This window comes from Sorangium sp. So ce448, assembly GCF_051520915.1.
GTDB lineage: Bacteria > Myxococcota_A > Polyangia > Polyangiales > Polyangiaceae > Sorangium > Sorangium cellulosum_B.
In genome coordinates this window covers 11,266,009-11,285,489 of the sequence record NZ_CP150343.1, presented here as the reverse complement: position 1 = coordinate 11,285,489, position 19,481 = coordinate 11,266,009, and the positions used below count along the sequence as shown (strand labels likewise).

The following is a 19,481-nucleotide window of genomic DNA, read 5'->3' as shown; positions in this document are numbered from 1 at the left end:
ATCCAGAGGGCGCCGGCCATGTACTTCGCGTGACGAGGACGTCCCCCGCGTCGGCGCTTCCCTTCGCGGGGTCCGTGTTCGATCCGCACTTCGGCGCCCACGACGCGCCCGTCGTCCTCGACTTCGACGCGGTCTACGACGAGCACGCCGACTTCGTCTGGCGAAACCTGCGCCGGCTCGGCGTCAGCGAGGCGAGCCTGGACGACGCCTTCCAGGACGTCTTCGTCGTGGTCCACCGGCGGCTCGGCGAGCTCGAGCCGCGGTCGAGCGTGAAGGCGTGGCTGTTCGCGATCCTCTGCCGGGTGGCGCGCGATCACCGGCGCCTCGTCCGGCGCAAGGGCGGGCTCGAGGAGCTGCCGGGCGGCGTGGCGGACCGCGGGCCGGGGCCGGCGGAGCGGCTCGAGCAGGTCGAGGCGCTGAAGCTGGTCGACGCGCTCCTCGCGGAGCTCGACGACGACAAGCGCGCGGTGCTCGTGATGGCGGAGATCGAGGAGCTGAGCGCGCCGGAGATCGCCGCGGCGCTCGACCTGAAGCTGAACACCGTCTACTCGCGGCTGCGCGCCGCGCGCCGCGAGTTCGAGCTGGCGCTGGCGAGGCGCGGGGGCGGATGGCCATGAGCGATCCGGGCGACAAGGCGCGCGCGCTCCTGAGGGCGGCCCGAGCGGACGGGCTCGCGCCGTCCGACAAGGCGCGGCTCCGCGCGGCGCTCGCGGGCAAGCTGGCGGTCGGCGCGCCGCAGGAGCCGTCCGGGGAGGCGCCCACCTCGCCCCCGTCGCCGCTCGCGGGCAGCGGGGCAGGCGGCGGCGTCCTCGCGGGCAAGGCGGCCGGCGGCGTGCTCTCGGGCAAGGTGATCGCAGCGGGCGCGCTGATCGGCGCCGTCGCCTTCGCCGGCGGGTTCTTCACCGGCAGGGCGACCATCGACGCGCCTCCGCCGGCCAGCGCAGCGCCGCCGGCGAGCGCGCCCGCGGCGCCTCCGCCCGCGGTGACGCCGCCCGCGGTGGCTCCGGTCGCCGCGCCGGCGCCGACGGCGGCGCCCCCGGCCTCCCGCGCCGCCCGCGCGGTCGCGCCGGCGCCGCCGCGGCCGCTGGACCCCGGCGCGGAGGACGCCGCGCGCGCGCCCTCGATAGGCGGTGGCGAACGCGAGCCGGCGCGCCCGCGCGGCGGACAGCCGGCGAGGCCGAGCTCGCTCGCCGCGGAGATGGCCCTGCTGCGCGAGGCGCAGGACGCCGTGCGGGACGGCGATCCGTCGGCCGCGCTCGATCGCCTCGACGACCTCGGCGCCCGGTTTCCAGAGGGCCAGCTCCGCGAGGAGCGCATGGCCGCGCGCGTGCTCGCCCTCTGCGCCGCAGGGCGGGCGCCGGAGGCGCGCGCCGAGGCCGAGCGGCTCCTCGGCGAAGCGCCGGGCTCGGTGCACGCGGGCCGCGTCCGCGCTTCGTGCGCGTTCCGAGAAAATATCGACTGACAGAGACGGATGTTCCTCGCGCCGGCCATGTACCGATGGACCGCAAGAGACAGGAGGAACCATGAATCGTTCGACTCGCGTCGTGCTCGCGTTGCTCTTCGCTGCTGCCTCGCTCGGGAACACCGGCTGTCAGCCGCAGGATCTGCCCATCGGCGGCGATGAGGCCAGCTCCGGCGGCGAGGGATCCGACGCGGCCTCCCTGCTCGTCGCGCACTGGGAGGGATACATCGAGAACTTCAAGTTCCGCTCGGGATCGGACGTGATCCAGATCGACATCGACACCGTGGAGGGCACATCGATCCAGGGGAAGGTGCGCTTCGGCACGGGAGCCTCTCTACCCCCGGCCGTAGATCCGGATGTGGGCTATCCCGAAACCGTCGGGCCGGAGGTCGGCTACAATACCGGCCTGCCCTACGAAGGGTTCGATTTCACCATGCTCAATGCGCAGCTCACCGACCGCCGGCTGCGTTTCGCCATCGACCCCCGGGAGCTCTGGAAGGGCTGGTGCGAGCTTCAGGCGTCGTCCCCGGGCCCAGGATCCTACAATTGCGTGACCGGGGGGGCGTGGGAAGAAGGGTCCGAGGGCTGCTTCGCGAACGGGCAGCCCGTCGACTGCGGATACCTCACGCTGTGTGAAAGCGGCGTTTGCCGTTGTCAGGAGTCCTGGTGCGCCATCGAGGACGGCGTCGCGGTCGCCTTCGATTTTCTCGTCGACCAGCAGAGGGCAGACGGCAGCATGGCGCTCAAGAGCGCTACGTACAACGTCCGGCTGACGCGCAACCCCTGACGGCGAGCAGCTCAGGGACCGGTCGCCTCGACGACACTGTCATGGTGTGCCGCGCCGTCTGGCACACCGAGGCCCCGCGCCCGCGCGATCCGGGCCGAGATCGGCGGGCGCATCGACCGGACGCCCAGGGCATGCGCGTTGCAACTCGCCTGGCATGCCTCGGCGCTTATCCCTGGGTCTTGGCTTGCTTAGCTCCCTTCTGCTCGCCGCAGGCTGCTCCGGAAAGGTGGACCCCGCAGGTTCGGGCGGCGGGGACCCGGGCGGAGGCGGTTCGTCTGCGGAGACCGGCGGCGGTGGTGGCGGCGGGGAATTGCCCGTCCGGTGCCTGCTGCCGGCGGATCCTGGTCGGTGTGACGCGGCGTTCCCGAAATACTGGTACGACCCGGCCGCCGGCGCGTGCAGGGAGTTCACCTACGGCGGCTGCGAGGGCAATGAGAACCGCTTCGATTCCCTTGCCGCGTGCGAGGAGGCCTGTCGGGGCGAGCTGCCCGACATAGGCGTCTGCAACGCGCCGAGCGATTGCATCCTCGTGTCGCGGGGCTGCTGCGGCGCCTGTGACACGGCCAGTGCCGAGAGCTTCAGGGCCATCAACCGCGCCGGGACGAAGCTCAACGAGATCATCCAGGGGTGCGGGGGCGTCGCGTGCGGCGCGTGCCCGGAGGTCACCGAGGCGGAGCGCACGACCCAGTACTTCACCGCCACGTGCGAGGCGGGGCGCTGCGTCGTCCTCGACGTGCGCGAGTCGCCGCTGACGGAGTGCACGGTCGACTCGGACTGCGCCCTGCGCGACGGCCTCGGCTGCTGCGAGGGGTGCGACGGGACAGGCATCGTCGCCCTCAACCAGAGCGCGGAGCTCGATGCCCTGGTCTGTCCCGCCGGCATGGGCGCGTGCCCTCCGTGCGCGCCCGTGTTCCCGGACGGGATGACGGCGGTCTGCTCGTCGGGCAGGTGTCAGCCGCAGATGCCCCCGACACCTTGAACGACCAGGAACGACCAGCGCTCCTGGCGTGCGTGATCAGGCGCTGTCTCCTGAATCGTGGATAAGGCACTTTCCTGCGCCCACCTGGGCGCCTTCCAGTCTCGGCGCGTCATCGCCGCGCTGCGCCGATTCCAGTGAACAGCTCCGGCGCATTCGGCGGAACGGGTGGAACTGTCGGGGCCGAAGAGACCGACGGGACCGAAAGAACCGACCGCTCCACCGTCGCCTCGCATTGACGCTGAGCTCCTGGCCCCGATAGCCTGTTCCATGGAGCGCTCGTAGATTCTTCTTTCTTCGAGCTCATTCACGAAGGAGCTGCCCGTGAATCGAAGCACCCCGAGGATGCTGCTCGCGGCCATCGCGCTCTCCAGCGCGGCCGCGTGCTCGGGATCGTCTGGAGACGGCGGATCGAATCCGGGCGACGGTCCCGGCACCAGCACCGGCACCGGCACCGGCCCAGGTCCCGACCCCGGCGCCCAGTGCGAGCCCGGCGTCACCGCGCCAGGCCCGACCCCGCGCCTGACGCGGCTGACGCACGCGCAGTACGACAACACCGTCCGGGACCTCTTCGGCAAGGACATGAAGGCCTCGGCGGCGTTCCTCGCGGACCCGGCGTTCGAGGGGTTCAACAACAACGCCAAGGGGCTCCTCGTCTCCGACCGCCTCGCCCGCGATTACCGCCGCGCGGCGGAGACCATCGCGGCCGACGTCGTCGTCGACCAGGCCGTGCTCGGCAAGATCGTGCCGTGCGCGCCGGAGGGCGACGGCGCGGCCTGCGCCCGGCAGCTCATCCGCGAGCTCGGCAAGCGCGTCTACAGGAGGCCGCTCTCGGCGGAGCAGGAGGAGGCGTACGCCGCCGCCTACGCCCGTGGCAACGGCCTCTTCGACGCGGGCACGCCGTTCGAGCAGGGCGTGCGCCACGTCATCGAGGCGATGCTCCAGTCGCCGCACTTCCTCTACCGCATCGAGCTCAGCGAGGAGCTCGACGGCGGGGGGGTCATCCCGCTCGACGCCTACGAGGTCGCGACGCGGCTCTCGTACCTGCTCTGGAACAGCCTGCCCGACGACGCGCTCCTCGAAGCGGCGGAGGGCGGCGCGCTGGGCACGCCCGACGGCATCGAGGCCGAGGCGCGGCGCATGCTCGCCGACCCCAGGGCCACGAGCGCCCTGGACGACTTCCACGCCCAGTGGCTCCACATGAGCCGTTACGCGGATCTCTCGAAGGATCCGGCGCTCTACGAGGACTTCGACGCCAGCGTGTCCTCGGCCATGGCGGCCGAGACGAGGCAGTTCATCCGGCACGTCGTCCTCGAGATGGAGGGCGACTTCAGGACGCTGATGACGGCGCCCGTCGGCTTCGTGAACGACAGGCTCGCCCCGATCTACGGCGTGGAAGGGTCGTTCACGAGCGAGCTCGTGGAGACGCCGCTCGACCCGGCGGAGCGGGCGGGGCTCCTCACGCAGGCCGGCTTCCTGAGCTCGCACGCGTTCTTCAACAAGAGCTCGCCGATCCACCGCGGCGTGTTCATCCAGCGCCAGATCCTGTGCACCGACCTCCCGGACCCGCCGGCGGACATCAACACGACGCTGCCGCCCATCCAGGGCGAGATCAGGACGACGCGCGACCAGGTGGAGGTGCACACGTCGCCGAAGGCGTGCAACGACTGCCATGCCGTGATCAACCCGCCGGGCTTCGCGCTGGAGCACTTCGACGCGGTCGGGCGCTACCGCGCCGACGAGGACGGCGAGACGATCGACGCGACAGGCACGATCGCCGTCGGGGACGGTGAGATCAGCTTCGACGGCGCCGTGGACCTCGCGACGCAGCTCGCGGAGAGCCCCGTGGCGCAGCGGTGTTATCTGACGAACTGGTACCGCTACGGCAATGCGCGCCAGCTCTCGCGCGAGGACGCGTGCACGATCGCCGAGATCGACGAGAAGCTCGGCGCGTCCGGGTACAACATCAAGGAGCTGCTCGTCGCCCTCACGCAGACGAAGACGTTCAGGTACCGGGCCGTGGAAGAGGTGGACCAATGAATCGCAGAACGTTCTTGCGGGGCGCGTGCGGGGTGATGCTCGGCCTCCCGCTCCTCGAGTCGCTGCGCCCGCGCGACGCCAAGGCCGACGCGAGCGCGCCGCGCCGGTTCATCGCCTTCTTCATGTGCAACGGCGTGAACATGGCCAAGTTCTTCCCGAGCACGCAGTACGGCGCGCTGACGGCCGCGTCGTTCGGGGCGACGCGCGCGATAGCGCCCCTCGCCGCGTACCGGGACAAGCTCTTGATCCCGCGGGGCATCCACATGGTGCCGCGCGGCTACGGGTTCGACCCGAGCGCGGGCGACGATCACGCGAAGGGGATGGGCTGCAAGCTCACGGCGCAGCCGCTCGTCCAGGGCACCCAGTACGCGGCGGGGATCTCGCTCGACCAGTTCATCGCGAACAAGATCAACCCGCCGGGCACGCCCGCGCTGACGCTGATGGTCGGGGCGAAGACGCCGAACGTGCGCGGGCACATCTCGTACACCGGAAGCGAGCAGCCCGTCAGCGGCGAGAACAACCCGTGGCTCGCGTACCGGGACCTGGTCGGCGGGACGGACCTCGAAGAGGAGGCGATCGTGCGGCTCACGAAGCGCCGCGAGAGCGTGCTCGACCTGGTCTCGGTCGAGTACGAGGCCCTGCTCAAGAAGAAGCTCAGCAAGGCCGATCGCGACAAGCTCGACATGCACTTCCAGACGGTGCGCGACCTCGAGGTGGGCATGGGCGGCTCCGGGATCATCCCGCGCGAGCTCTCGCCGGAGCGAGCGGCGGAGATCGAGGGGATCGACCCGGACACGGTGGCGTTCGACGCCGAGTTCAAGAAGGTCGGGCGGATGCAGATGGACATCCTCGCGCTGGCGATCGCGACCGGCGCGACGCGGTCGGCGACGCTGCAATGGGGCTCGGGCGCCGCGGGGCCCATCTTCAAGTGGGATGGGATGGCCCACGAGTACAACCACCACAAGCTCTCGCACGGGAACACGAGGGACGATGACACCGGGAGCGCCGTCGACGGCTACGAGGAGATGCTCTTCGACATCGATCGCTGGTTCACGGGCGAGTATGCCTATCTGCTCGACCGGCTCGCGGCCTACGAGGAGGGCGGGGCGACGGTGCTCGACAACAGCGCCGTCGTGTTCATGAACGAGCTCTCCGACGGCCTGCGCCACGATTTCCGCGACCTGCCGTACATCATCGCGGGGAGCTGCGGCGGCTACTTCAAGACGGGGCAGTACATCAAGGTGACGCGGCAGTCGAGCACGGTGCAGGACAAGGACGCGCCCCACAACAAGCTGCTCACGACGCTCGCGAACGCGGTCGGCTGCACCGAGGAGGGCGGGGGGCCGATCGCGAACTTCGGCTCCTTCGGCCAGGCCGGCGAGCTCGACGAGCTCAAGGCCTGATCCGGCGAGAGATTTCAACGCAAAGACGCAAAGACGCAAAGACGCAAAGACGCAAAAAAGAACAGATAGAGATTTCAACGCAAAGGCGCAAAGACGCAAAGACGCAAAAAAGAACAGATAGAGATTCCAACGCAGAGTCGCAAAGCCTCAAAGTCGCAAAAAACAGATCTTTTTTCAGGTTTGCGTCTTCGCGTCTTTGCGCCTTTGCGTTAAAATCTCTCTTCCTTCGCGAGGCCGATCCCCGGCCGGATTTCCGCTAGTTTGAAGCGTCGTAGTTGAGGTTCGGGCCGAGCCAGCGCTCGACCTCCGCGACGGTCATGCCCTTGCGCGCGTGGTAGTCGGCCACCTGGTCGCGATCGATCTTTCCCAGGCTGAAGTACCGGGCCTCCGGGTGCGCGAAATACAGGCCGCTCACGCTCGATCCGGGCCACATCGCGAACGACTCGGTGATCTGGATGCCGGTGCTCTTCTCGACGTCGAGCAGCCGCCAGAGCGTGCCTTTCTCGGTGTGATCCGGGCACGCGGGGTACCCCGCCGCGGGCCGGATGCCGCGGTACTTCTCCTCGATGAGCTCGGCCTTGGTCAGGTCCTCCTGCCGGCCATAACCCCACTCGTCGCGCACCCGCTTGTGCAGGCACTCGGCGAACGCCTCGGCCAGGCGATCGGCGATCGCCTCGGCCATGATGGCGTTGTAGTCGTCGTGCACCGCCCTGAACCGCTCGCACAGCTCCTTCAGGCCGATCCCGGAGGTGACCGCGAAGCCGGCGATGTGGTCCCGGAGGCCGGTCTCCCTGGGCGCGATGAAATCCGCGAGCGACCGGTTCGGCTCGCCGCCCTCCTTCGCCGTCTGCTGGCGCAGGAAGTGAAACCGCTCGAGCACCTTCGCGCGCGTCCCGTCCGTGTACACCTCCACGTCGTCGCCCACCGCGCTCGCGGGGAAGAAGCCATACACGCCGCGCGCCGTGAGCAGCTTCTTCTCGATGATCGTGTCGAGCAGCGCGTTCGCCTCGGAGAAGAGCTGGCGCGCTTGCTCGCCGTACTTCTCGTGCTCCAGGATCCGCGGATAGACGCCCTTCAGCTCCCACGTGTGGAAGAACGGCGTCCAGTCGATGTACTCGCGCAAGGTGGCGAGCGGGAAGTCCTCGAGCACGCGCGCGCCGGTGAACTCGGGCACCGGCACGTCCTCGGCGCGCCACTCGATCCGCGTCCGGTTCGCGCGCGCGGCCTCGAGGGAGACGAGCTTGTGCTTCGGCGCCGCGTGGAGCCGCCGGAGCTTCTCGTACTCGGCGCGGTGCTGGGCGACGAACGCCGCCTTGCCCTCCTCGCTCAGGAGGCTCGTCGTGACGGGCACGGCGCGGCTCGCGTCGACCACATGCACGACCGGCTCGCTGTAATGCGGGGCCACCTTGACGGCGGTGTGCGCCTTGCTGGTCGTCGCCCCGCCGATCAGGAGCGGCAGCTTGAAGTTCTGCCGCTCCATCTCGCGGGCGACGTGGATCATCTCGTCGAGCGACGGCGTGATCAGCCCGCTCAGGCCGATCAGATCCGCCTTCTCCTGCCTGGCGCGCTCGAGGATCTTCTCGCACGGGACCATGACGCCCATGTCGATCACCTCGTAATTGTTGCAGGCGAGCACGACGCCCACGATGTTCTTGCCGATGTCGTGGACATCGCCCTTCACCGTGGCGAGGACGATCTTCCCCTGCGTCTTCACCTCCTGCCCGGCGGCGGCCATCGCCGCCTTCTCCTCCTCCATGAACGGCGTGAGGTACGCGACGGCCTTCTTCATCACGCGCGCCGATTTCACCACCTGCGGCAGGAACATCTTGCCGGCGCCGAAGAGATCTCCGACGACGCTCATTCCATCCATCAGCGGGCCCTCGATCACGGAGAGCGGGCGGCCGAGCTTGGCGCGCGCGTCCTCGGTGTCGATATCGATGTATGTGTCGATGCCCTTGACCAGCGCGTGCGACAGCCGCTCCTCGACGGTGCCTTTGCGCCACTCCTCTTCTTTCTTCTCGGTCGCGGCGGCGCCGGCGCTCCTGGCCTTCAGCGCCTCGCCGAAGTCGACGAGCCGCTCCGTGGCGTCCGGACGCCGGTTGAGCAGGACGTCCTCGACGAGCTCGCGGAGCTCCGGCTCGATCTCCTCGTACACCTCGAGCATGCCCGCGTTGACGATGCCCATGTCCATGCCGGCGCGAATGGCATGGTAGAGGAACGCCGAGTGCATGGCCTCGCGCACCCGGTTGTTGCCGCGAAAGCTGAACGAGATGTTCGACACGCCGCCGCTGACCTTGGCGTGCGGCAGGTTTGCCTTGATCCAGCGGGTGGCCTCGATGAAGTCGACGGCGTAATTGTTGTGCTCCTCCATGCCGGTGGCGACCGTGAGGATGTTCGGATCGAAGATGATGTCCTCGGGAGGAAACCCCACCTCGTCGACGAGGATGCCGTATGCGCGCTTGCAGATCCGGATCTTGTCCTCGTAGGTGGCGGCCTGCCCTTGCTCGTCGAAGGCCATGACCACGACGGCGGCGCCGTACTTGAGGACGGTCCTCGCGCTCTCGCGGAACTTCGCCTCACCCTCCTTGAGCGAGATGGAGTTCACGATGCCCTTGCCCTGCATGCACCTGAGGCCCGCCTCGATGACCTCCCATTTCGACGAGTCCACCATGAACGGGACCTTCGCCACCTCGGGCTCGCTGGCCAGGAGCAGCAGGAAGCGCGTCATCGCGGCGACGCCGTCGATCATGCCCTCGTCCATGCAGATATCGATGACGTTGGCGCCGTTCTCGACCTGCTGGCGCGCGACGCTCACCGCTTCCTCGAACTTCCCTTCCTTGATGAGCTTCGCGAACTTCGGCGACCCGGCGACGTTGGTGCGCTCGCCCAGGATCATGTAGACGCCGGGCTGCTGCGTGAACGGCTGCGAGCCGGACAGGCGCAGGGGGATCGGCGCGCTGGAAGAGGCCGCGCCGCCGGGCGGGGCCTCGGCGGGGGTCCTGGGGTCGAGGGCGCGCGGGGGCTTGCCCGCGAGCGCCTTGGCGATGGCCGCGATGTGCTCGGGCGTGTTGCCGCAGCAGCCGCCGGCGATGTTGAGGAGGCCCGCGTCCGCGAAGCCGCCGATGTGGCGCGCCATGTCCGGCGGCTCCAGATCGAAGCCCGTGGGGGAGAGCGGGTTGGGCAGGCCGGCGTTCGGGTAGCAGGAGATCGCGGCGCTGGACTTCTCCGAGAGGTCGGACAGGAACGGATACATCAGGTCCGGGCCGAGCGAGCAGTTCAGCCCGATGGCGAGCGGGTTGACGTGCTTCACCGCGTTCCAGAACGCCTCGACCGTCTGCGCGGAGATCATCGTCTCTCCGCCGCGCCCGACCGCCGCCGAGATCATCACCGGCAGGGTCTTGCCATCCTTGTCGAACACCTCTCGAATGGCGACGAGCGCGGCCTTCGCGTTGAGCGAGTCGAAGATGGTCTCGACAAGCAGCACGTCGGAGCCGCCGGCGATCAAGGCGCGGATCTGGTGGACGTACGCTTGCTTCACCTGATCGAACGTCACGACGCGGAAGCCGGGGTCGTCGGCGTCCGGGGAGTTGGACAGGGAGACGGTGAGCGGGCCGATGGCGCCCGCGACGAACCGCTGCCGCCCGTCGGCGTTCGCCACGCGATCGGCCCACTCGCGGCACTGCCGCGCGGACTGCTCGTTGATCTCCCAGGCGAGGTCGTTGAGGAACGGGTCGTCGATGATCCCTTGATAGAAGGCCGGGTCCTTCCGCCCGCCGTGCTCGCGCGGGTCGTCCACGAAGAACTCGCTCTGGGTGATGCTTGTCGCGCCGAAGGTGTTCGTCTCGATGATGTCCGCGCCGGCCTCGAGGAACCGCCGGTGGATGTCGCAGATCATCTCCGGCTGCGTGAGCGAGAACAGATCGCCGTTGTTCAGCAGGTCTTTCTTCGAATCCGCGAATCGCTTGCCCCGGATGTCCGCTTCCTTCATCCCGTAGGTGCGGATGGTCGTCCCCATCGCCCCGTCGATGATGACGATGCGGCTCTGGAGGAGCTTCTGGAGTGGATGAAGGGGAGGCGTTGTGTTGTTGGACGGCATGATCAGCCTCGCTTGGCGCTCTTGGAGGGACCGGGGGTCGGCTTGTCGGCGATGGCGAGCACGACCTGGAAATGGGGTTTCTTTGTCTCGCGGCAGGCGACTTCGGACGCGGCGACATCGAGCTTCACGCGGGTGAGCATGGCCCGGATGTCGGAGGGCGAGAAGCCGGGGTGGCGCTCGCCGTAGGGCACGGTGATCTCCCGCTGCTGGTGCGCGTCGAGCGACAGGATGACCACCCGACCGCCCGGGCGGAGCACGCGGGCGCACTCTTCCAGCGCCCGCGGCGGGTCCTCGGCGTAGGTCAGCGTGTGAAACACGAGGATGGAGTCGAAGGAGGCGTCTCCGAACGGCAGCGCGTGGACATCGGCGACCTGGACGCGGACGTGGGGCTGGGTCGAGAACCGCTCTCTCGCGGCCTCGATCATCCGGCTGCTCGAGTCGACGCAGGTGAGCGAGCGGCAGTAAGGCGCGAGCGCGCTGGCCGCCGCGCCGTCGCCCGATCCGACGTCGAGGACGTCGCCGAGGCGGAGCAACGCGGCGATGCCGACCGCGAGCGATTGCCACGTGCGGCCCGGGGAGTAGTGCCTCTCCATCTCGCCGGCGAAGGACTCGGGGAGGCCGCCGCGCCGCTCGGCGTCGAGCTCCAGGAGGCGCCGCTGGTCGCCCTCCAGGGTCGGGTCGGGCGATTTCGTGGCCTCATCGAGGAGGGCCTTCGCGGTCCCGGGCAGGGTGTCGACCGCGAGCGCATAGAACGACTGCGGCCCCTGGCGCCGATCCCGCACGAACCCCGCCTCGCGGAGCCGCCCGAGGTGCGTCGAGACGCGCGACTGCGCGATGCCCGTCACGCGAACCAGATCCGTCACCCGCAGCTCGCGCTCGCGCAGGAGCACGCAGAGCCGTATCCGGCTCTCGTCCCCGAGGAGGCTCAGCGTCTCGATGTATTCGGAAAGACTCATGTATTCATGTATCTAGATGCGCGAATGTCATAGAGGCGCCGGCTGCCGGAGTCAAGCACCCCTCGAGAGCGAAAGGTGGGTCAGAGCTCGAGCGTGCCGCCGAGCTCGAGGAAGCGCGTCGTCGAGGCGGGGCGAGCGAGTCGCCGCGCGCTCGGCGCCGTCGTCACCACCCGGCCGACGCGCGCCTCGTCGGCGACGAGCGCACGCCCGGCCGGGTCGAGGTTGTCGGCGTGCTGAATCTGGCCGTGTATCCTGAGTCGGAGCACGCCCCGCAGCATCAGTACCCGCAGCTCGCCGCCGAACAGGTGGCCTCGTTTCTGCGTCACGCCATTCGATAGATAGAAGGAGCGCCACATGCCGATTTTCAAGACCAAAGAAGGCGTCGAGCTTTTCTACAAGGACTGGGGCAGCGGCCGGCCTCTGGTGTTCCATCACGGCTGGCCGCTGTCGGCAGACGACTGGGATGCGCAGCTCATGTTCTTCCTTGCGAAGGGCTTCCGCGTCATCGCGCACGATCGTCGCGGTCACGGGCGCTCGTCGCAGACCTTCGATGGCAACGAGATGGACACGTACGCCAGCGACGTGTCGCAGCTCACCGCTCACCTCGGTCTCAAGGGCGCGGTGCACATCGGCCACTCCACGGGCGGCGGTGAGGTGGCGCGTTATGTCGCGAAGCACGGGCAGGACGGCCGCGTGGCCAAGGCCGTGCTCATCGGCGCCGTGCCGCCGATCATGGTCAAGAGCGACAAGAATCCCGGTGGCCTTCCCCTCGAGGTGTTCGATGGGTTCCGCGCCGCGCTCGTCGCGAACCGCGCGGAGTTCTACCGCGCCGTGCCCGAAGGGCCGTTCTATGGATTCAATCGTCCAGGGGCCAAGACGCTGCCGGGGGTCGTCGACAACTGGTGGCGGCAGGGCATGATGGGCGGCATCAAGCCGCACTACGACTGCATCAAGGCGTTCTCGGAGACCGATTTCACCGACGACCTCGCGAAGATCGATGTGCCCACGCTCGTGATGCACGGCGACGACGACCAGATCGTGCCGATCGCGGATTCCGCGCTGCTGTCGATCAAGCTGCTCAAGAAGGGCACGCTCAAGGTCTACAAGGGCCTGGGGCATGGCCTGTGCACCATCAACCCGGACGTCGTCAATCCGGATCTGCTGGAGTTCATCCAGTCGTGAGCGCGAGGGCCGCGGACACGAGGGTCCGCGGCCTCTCATCGCCGTCCGCGTCGCTCAGGCTCCTTCGACAGCCGGCAGCTCGAAGCGAAACGTCGCGCCGAGTACAGGGTTGGGCTCGGCCCAGAGGCGGCCGCCGTGGCGCTCGAGGATCGAGCGGCTGATCTTCTTCCGCGACCCGCTGCGCTTCCCCGACCTCAACCACGCCGTCAAGCGCGACCCCCGGACCGGGATGCGCAGCGCGGACAACAACTGGGACTTCTGGACGTCGCTGCCCGAGGCGCTCCACCAGGTGACGAGCGTGATGAGCGACCGCGGGATTCCGGTGAGCCGCCGCTGCCCGGACGCGTCGTCGTCGACGATATCGACCGGCTTTTCTGGCAGGACCTCGGACCACCGCTCCGCGACGAGAGAATTGTCTTGTATAGCGTCGCGATGTCCGTTATAACGGACGAATGTTTCCTTGCCTCGTGGCCATGCGGACGTTCGGTGCTCGCTCGGAGGCGTGCTGTCGAACAAGCGGTTGTCGTTCTTGCTGTAGTTAGCCGCATGCGCCGCGGCGCATGCCGCGGCGAGGAGAACAGCGAAGCAGCGCCCCCGCGTCCCCGGCGACGTGCGGCGCCGTCGTTCGTCGTGACGGCCGAGCCACGCGGCTCATCACCGTCAGCGTCCGCCCTTCTCGTGGCGCGCCCGGCTGACCTTTGGCCGGGGCGCGAGCCGAGGCGTCCCTTCGGGAGGACGGCGGAGCCTCGCTTGCGACGACGTTCGACTCCGGCATGCGGCGCTTCCAGCACTCCCAAGGAGACATGTATGAAGCGGTTCTTCGAACGTCATCGATGGATTGGTCCGGCGCTCGCGAGCGGACCCTGGTTGTTGGCGACGCTGCTCGGCCCGATCGGCTGCGGGAGCGACGACGACGCGGGCAGCGGTGGCGGCGCGGCTCAGACGGGCAGCGCGAGCGGCGGATCGGGCGGTTCCACGAGCGGCACCGGCAACGGCACGAGCGGTGTCGGCGGCGGTGGCAACTCGGGTGAAGCTGGCGCGACCGGCGAAGGCGGCGGCGGAGCCGGCGGCAGCGGCGGTACGGGCGGCGGCGGAGCCGGCGGCAGCGGCGGCAGCGGCGGTACGGGCGGCGGCGGTGCCGGCGGCAGCGGCGGTGCCGGCGATACGGGCGGCGGCGGTGCCGGCGGCAGCGGAGGTACCGGCGGTACGGGCGGCGGCGGTGCCGGTGGCGGTACGGGCGGCGGCGGTGCCGGTGGCGGTACGGGCGGCGGTACGGGCGGCGGTACGGGCGGCGGCGGAGATGGCGGTGCCGGCGGCACGGGCGGCGGCGGCACGATCGTCGAGTTGCCCAACATCGTCACGATCGTGGCCGACGATCTCGGCTTCTCCGACCTCGGCGCGTTCGGCGGCGAGATCACCACACCGAACCTCGATACGCTCGCCGCAGAAGGCCGCATCCTCACCGGGCACCGCTCCGGATCGCTGTGCGCGCCGACCCGCGCGATGCTGGTCTCTGGCACCGACAGCCACGCCGTCGGGCTGGGCCGGATGGGCGGTGGTACTGGACCGCAAGCAGGGCAGCCCGGCTACGAGGGCCACCTGACCGACAACGCGCTGTCCGTCGCCGAGATCCTGAGAGACGCCGGCTACCATACGTACATCGCCGGCAAGTGGCACCTCGGCGACACGGAGGACCAGAGCCCTCCGGCGCGCGGCTTCGAGAAATCGTACGTCCTGCTCCCCGGCGTCGCGGCGTTCTTCAACGAGTTCGCCGACCCGCCGACGACCGCGCAGGCGCGGCTCTATCGCGAGGACGGCGTGTACACGCAGCCGCCGCGCGACTTCTACGCGACCGAGTTCTACACGGACAAGCTCATCCAGTACATCGAGAGCAACCGCGCCGACGGCAAGCCGTTCTTCGCGTTCGCGACGTACACAACGCCGCACTGGCCGCTCCAGGCGCCGCCGGAGTACATCGACAGGTACCGCGGCCGCTACGACGCGGGCTACGACGCCATCCGCGAGCGGCGCCTCGAGCGGCTCAAGAGCCGCGGCGTCGTCCCCCAGTCGTTCACGCCGAATCCCCGCTTGCCGAGCGGCGGCAGCAACCCGAAGACCTGGGAAGAGCTGACCCCGGAGGAGCGGATCTACGAGGCGCGGCGCATGGAGATCTACGCCGCCATGGTCGAGAACCTCGACGCCAACATCGGCAGGTTGATCCAGTACCTCAAGCGGGTCGGCGAGTACGAGAACACCTTCATCTTCTTCCAGTCCGACAACGGCGCGGAAGGTGGCAATCGGGAGGGCTTCGCCGCCACCGACCCGAGCCGCTCCGGGGCGGTGGAGAACTCGCTCGAGAACCTGGGTCGACCGGGTTCGTACATCGGCGTCGGACCCCGCTGGGCCGAGGTGAGCGCCACGCCGTTCCGGCTGTGGAAGAGCTACACGACCGAAGGCGGCATCTCCGTTCCGGCCATCGCACGGCTGCCGGGACAGCACCAGAGCAGGCCGCAGTTCGACGGAACCACACACGTGATCGATTTTCTGCCGACCGTGCTCGAGCTGGCCGGTGTGCCCAACCCGGGGAGCACCTACAAGGGCAGGGAAGTCGAGCCGATCAGCGGGCATTCGATCCTGCCGGTGCTCGAAGATCGGGCGACCGGCCTGCGCGCGCCCGGGGAGACGTTGATCTGGGAGCACGGCAACCACCGCTACGTGATCCGCGACAACTGGAAGCTCTTGTGGCTCAGCGCGCCCTATGGCCCGACGCCGCGCGCCTGGAGCCTGTTTGATCTGGCCACCGACCGCGCCGAGATCAACGACGTTTCCGCGGCTCATCCGGACGTGGCGGCCGAGCTCGCCGCCGCGTGGGCGCAGTACGCCACCGCCCGCGGCGTCATCCTCACCGAGTAAACGCGCACCCTGCCGCACGCGAGATCCGGGCGTCTCCGCGCGACCCGCGTCTCGCGGCGGCGCTCGCCTCCGCTCCGCACATGGCCGATTCCCGACTCGTTCGCTCGTGGCCCATCGCTGTTTTGACCCTGGCGCTCATCGGGCTCGTGGTCTGGCGCGCGCCCACGAGCGCGTCCTCGCGCACGCCGGCCGACGCCTCCACCGCGGGCGCTTCGGGGGCGAAACCCGGGGCGGCGCGAGGCGGCGCCGCGGAGGCCTCGCCGGCTGCCACGAAGCTGGTCGGCCCGGCCGAGCGCTCGCCGGAGCGCGCGGCGGCCGGCTTCGTGGGCAGCGACCGCTGCGCGCCGTGCCACGCCGAGGAGCACGCCGCGTGGCAGGGCTCGCAGCACGCGCGGGCCATGCAGCACGCGACCGCCGCCACCGTGCTCGGGAACTTCGACGGGGCGCGCCTGAGTTACGCCGGGCAGGTCCACCGCTTCGATCGCCAGGGCGGGAAATACTGGGTCACGACGGACGGCCCCGATGGCCAGCTGCACCGCTACGAGGTGCTGTACACCTTCGGCGTCGAGCCGCTCCAGCAGTACCTCGTCGCCGGCCCGGGCGGGCGCTTGCAGGCGCTGCCGTTTGCGTGGGACGCGCGCCCTCGACCACGTGGTGGGCAGCGCTGGTACCACCTGCACGAGCGCGAGAGCGTGCGCGCCGGCGACGTGCTGCACTGGACCGCCGCCAGCCAGAACTGGAATCACATGTGCGCCGAGTGCCACTCGACGCACGTAACGAAAGGGTATGACGCGGCCGCGGATCACTTCACCACCACCTGGTCCGAGATCAGCGTCGGTTGCGAAGGCTGCCACGGCGGCGGCGCGCGCCACCTCGACTGGACCAAGGCGAGGACGCCGGACCCCTCGAAGGGCCTCGACCTGCGCTTCGACGAGCGCAAGGACGCCACGTGGACGCGGCTGCCCAGCGGCACCGCGCAGCGTGGAAAGAGCGCCTCGAGCGGCACCGAGAGCGCCACGTGCGCGTTCTGCCACAGCCGCCGCGAGACCCTCTCGCAGCCGTTCCGGCACGGCGCCCCGCTGCTCGACAGCGTCGCGCTCGAGCTGCTGACCGCGCCCTTCTACACGCCCGACGGCGTGATGAGCGACGAGGTCTTCACCTACGGCTCGTTCCAGCAAAGCAAGATGGCGAATGCCGGCGTGACGTGCAGCGACTGCCACGAGCCGCACTCCGGCCGTCTGCGCGCCGAGGGCAACGGCATGTGCGCGTCCTGCCATGAACCAGCGCGCTTCGATGTCCCCGCGCATCACCACCACGCCGCGAACGCCGCCGCCGCGAACGCCGGCGTCTCGCCCGGCGCGCCCGCCGCTCCGCGCTGCGTCGACTGCCACATGCCGGCGCGCACGTACATGGGTGTCGACGTCCGTCACGATCACGGCTTCCGGGTGCCTCGGCCGGATCTCTCGGTCCGCCTCGGGATCCCGAACCCATGCACCGACTGCCATGCTCAGAAGCCGGCGAGCTGGGCTTCTGACGCCGTGCGAGCCTGGCTCGGCCGCCCTGCGCAGGGTTACCAGACCTATACCGAGGCCTTCGCTCTCGCGAGCACCGCGCCTGGCGACCCGGCCGTCGCCGCTGAGCTCCAGCGGATCGCGACCGATCGCGCCCTCCCCGGCATCGCGCGCGCCACCGCGGTCGCCTCGCTGCGCGCCGCACCGACGGCCGCGTCGCTCGCCGTTCTCCGCGCGGCGCTCGCCGATCCCGACCCGTTGCTCCGGCGCGCTGCGCTCAGCGCGCTGGAGGGCTACGACCCTCGCCACGCCGCGGCCGTCGCCGCGCCGCTCCTCGCCGATCCCGTGCGCGGCGTGCGCGTCGAAGCCGCGCGCGTGCTCGCGGGTGTCGACCTGGGCGCCTTGCCCGAGCGCGCCGCGCGGGCGCTGGACGGGGCGTTGAGCGAGTACATCGCCACCCAAACCCTCCATGCCGATCGCGCCGAGGCCCAGAACAACCTGGGCGTGATCTTCACCCGCACGGGCAAGCCGCGCGATGCCGAGCACGCCTACCTCGCCGCGATTCGCATCGAGCCCGGCTACGTCCCCACCTACGTGAACCTCGCCGACCTCTATCGCGAGCTCGGCCGCGACGCGGACGGCGTCGCGCTGCTCCGGCGCGGAATCACCCGTCTTCCCGAGCAGGCCGAGCTGCTCCACTCGCTGGGCCTCGCCCTGGTCCGGCAAGGCCACCAGGATCAAGCGATCGAGCCGCTGAAACGCGCCGCCGCGCTCGCGCCAGAGCAGGCTCGCTTCCAGGCCGTCTATCGGGCCGCGCTGACCGCCATGCGGTCCTCCCCCCAGGCTGCTCACGCCCAGCCGCGTCTCGGACGGCCATGAGCTCCTCCATCCGCCAGCGGTCACCACCTGGGTCGTGAACGTGGGCTCGTGCCTGTGTTCGCATGGCATGTCCCCTGCAATCTGGCTTCGCCCTGAAAAGGAGCGTTGCCCTGTCATGACGAAGCGACCTTCTCGGCGGACCTTCCTCCACGCCGCGGGCGCAAGCCTCGCGCTCGGCGCGTGTGCGGGGAGCGCGCAGCTGCGGCAAAACGCTACATCTCCGGGCGCGGGCGCTCCGGAGCCTCCCGAGGGGCCTTCCTTCGGGGCGCCAGAGGAAGAGGACGTCACGCTACCGGCGGGCGGCGTGATGCCGACGAGGGCTCTCGGGCGGACCGGCGTCAAGGTCAGCCTCCTCGGCCTCGGCGGCTTCCACATGGCGGTCCCCAAGGACGAGCAGGAGAGCATCCGGCTCGTTCGCTTCGCGATCGATCACGGGGTCACCTTCCTCGACAACTGCTGGGACTACCACGACGGCAAGAGCGAGGAGCGCATGGGCAAGGCGCTCCAGGACGGATACCGCAGCAAGGTCTTCCTGATGACCAAGCTCGACGGCCGCACCCGGGCGACCGCCGAGGCGCAGCTCGAGCAGTCGCTCCGGCGGCTGCGCACCGACGTCATCGATCTCGTGCAGATGCACGAGATCATCCGGATGAGCGATCCCGAGCAGATCTACGGGCCCGGCGGCGCGATGGAGGCGCTCGTGGCCGCGAAGAAGGCGGGCAAGATCCGGTTCATCGGCTTCACGGGGCACAAGGACCCGGACATCCACCTCGCCATGCTGAAGATGGCCGAGCGGCAGGGCGTCCCGCTCGACACCGTGCAGATGCCTCTCAACGTCCTGGATCCCCATTACCGGAGCTTCGAGAAGGCGGTGCTCCCGGTGCTGACGCAGCAGGGCATCGGGGTGCTGGGGATGAAGCCGTTCGCCGGCGGGGAGATCGCGAAGACGGGCGTGGTGTCACCGATAACCTGCCTGCATTATCCCATGAGCTTGCCGACGTCGGTGGTCATCACCGGCTGCGACAGCCTGGGTGTCCTCAAGCAGGCGCTCAAGGCGGCTTACACGTTCCAGCCGCTCGGCAGCGAGCGCGTCTCGGCGATCCTCGCGCGGACCGCCGAGCTCGGGGCCAGAGGAGAACACGAGCAGTTCAAGACCACGGAGCGCTACGACGGCACGACGAAGAACCCCCACTGGCTGACGACCGCGAACCTCTGAGCGGGAGCCCGGCGGGGGCCCCAACGCAAGGGGGCAGGCCTCGCAACGGGTCTCGCCGCT

13 protein-coding genes and 1 pseudogene are annotated in these 19,481 nt (G+C 69.6%); 11 read left to right on the top strand and 3 right to left on the bottom strand.

Annotated elements, in window-relative coordinates:
- Nucleotides 1-29: 29 nt before the first annotated feature.
- The 6 genes from WMF45_RS42655 (at nucleotide 30) to WMF45_RS42630 (ending at nucleotide 6,668) form a co-directional block, all read left to right on the top strand.
- Entirely contained in the window at nucleotides 30-617 is a 588-nt protein-coding gene (locus tag WMF45_RS42655; RefSeq protein ID WP_437712191.1) for an RNA polymerase sigma factor, read from the top strand.
- A complete protein-coding gene (locus tag WMF45_RS42650) occupies nucleotides 614-1,462 on the top strand; it encodes a hypothetical protein (RefSeq protein ID WP_437712189.1) in 849 nt (282 codons plus the stop codon). Before WMF45_RS42655 ends, WMF45_RS42650 begins: the two co-directional genes overlap by 4 nt.
- A 61-nt stretch (nucleotides 1,463-1,523) precedes the next feature.
- Nucleotides 1,524-2,249, top strand: coding sequence for a hypothetical protein (locus tag WMF45_RS42645; RefSeq protein WP_437712187.1), 726 nt, complete (start codon nucleotides 1,524-1,526; stop codon nucleotides 2,247-2,249).
- A 184-nt stretch (nucleotides 2,250-2,433) separates the two neighbouring features.
- Nucleotides 2,434-3,228, top strand: a complete 795-nt coding sequence (locus tag WMF45_RS42640) for a BPTI/Kunitz domain-containing protein (RefSeq protein ID WP_437712185.1) — start codon at nucleotides 2,434-2,436, stop codon at nucleotides 3,226-3,228.
- Nucleotides 3,229-3,549: 321 nt separating this feature from the next.
- Nucleotides 3,550-5,265 carry a DUF1592 domain-containing protein gene (locus WMF45_RS42635; RefSeq protein WP_437712183.1) on the top strand — a complete coding sequence of 572 codons (1,716 nt, stop codon included), beginning with the start codon at nucleotides 3,550-3,552 and terminating at the stop codon, nucleotides 5,263-5,265.
- Entirely contained in the window at nucleotides 5,262-6,668 is a 1,407-nt protein-coding gene (locus WMF45_RS42630) for a DUF1552 domain-containing protein (protein ID WP_437712181.1), read from the top strand. Before WMF45_RS42635 ends, WMF45_RS42630 begins: the two co-directional genes overlap by 4 nt.
- Nucleotides 6,669-6,924: 256 nt before the next feature.
- Here WMF45_RS42630 and metH read toward each other — a convergent pair whose 3' ends face one another.
- From metH to WMF45_RS42615, 3 genes are all read right to left on the bottom strand, one after another.
- Nucleotides 6,925-10,764 (bottom strand): methionine synthase, encoded by a 3,840-nt coding sequence (gene metH, locus WMF45_RS42625; RefSeq protein ID WP_437712179.1) that lies wholly within the window; start codon nucleotides 10,762-10,764, stop codon nucleotides 6,925-6,927.
- A gap of 2 nt (nucleotides 10,765-10,766) precedes the next feature.
- Nucleotides 10,767-11,720, bottom strand: a complete 954-nt coding sequence (locus WMF45_RS42620) for an ArsR/SmtB family transcription factor (protein ID WP_437712177.1) — start codon at nucleotides 11,718-11,720, stop codon at nucleotides 10,767-10,769.
- A gap of 80 nt (nucleotides 11,721-11,800) precedes the next feature.
- Nucleotides 11,801-12,046, bottom strand: coding sequence for a hypothetical protein (locus tag WMF45_RS42615; protein WP_437712175.1), 246 nt, complete (start codon nucleotides 12,044-12,046; stop codon nucleotides 11,801-11,803).
- A 28-nt stretch (nucleotides 12,047-12,074) separates the two neighbouring features.
- Between WMF45_RS42615 and WMF45_RS42610 the strand changes: the two genes are divergently transcribed.
- The 5 genes and pseudogenes from WMF45_RS42610 (at nucleotide 12,075) to WMF45_RS42590 (ending at nucleotide 19,421) form a co-directional block, all read left to right on the top strand.
- Nucleotides 12,075-12,902, top strand: a complete 828-nt coding sequence (locus WMF45_RS42610; RefSeq protein ID WP_437712173.1) for an alpha/beta fold hydrolase — start codon at nucleotides 12,075-12,077, stop codon at nucleotides 12,900-12,902.
- 157 nt (nucleotides 12,903-13,059) lie between these two features.
- Nucleotides 13,060-13,236, top strand: a pseudogene (locus WMF45_RS42605) (catalase); the annotation flags it as partial.
- Between the two features lie 473 nt (nucleotides 13,237-13,709).
- Nucleotides 13,710-15,815: an arylsulfatase gene (locus WMF45_RS42600; RefSeq protein ID WP_437712171.1), complete on the top strand. Its 2,106-nt coding sequence runs from the start codon at nucleotides 13,710-13,712 to the stop codon at nucleotides 15,813-15,815.
- Nucleotides 15,816-15,895: 80 nt separating this feature from the next.
- Nucleotides 15,896-18,205 carry a multiheme c-type cytochrome gene (locus tag WMF45_RS42595; protein WP_437712169.1) on the top strand — a complete coding sequence of 770 codons (2,310 nt, stop codon included), beginning with the start codon at nucleotides 15,896-15,898 and terminating at the stop codon, nucleotides 18,203-18,205.
- Between the two features lie 115 nt (nucleotides 18,206-18,320).
- Complete coding sequence (locus WMF45_RS42590) at nucleotides 18,321-19,421, top strand: aldo/keto reductase (RefSeq protein ID WP_437712167.1); 1,101 nt, start codon at nucleotides 18,321-18,323, stop codon at nucleotides 19,419-19,421.
- The last annotated feature ends 60 nt before the right edge of the window (nucleotides 19,422-19,481 follow it).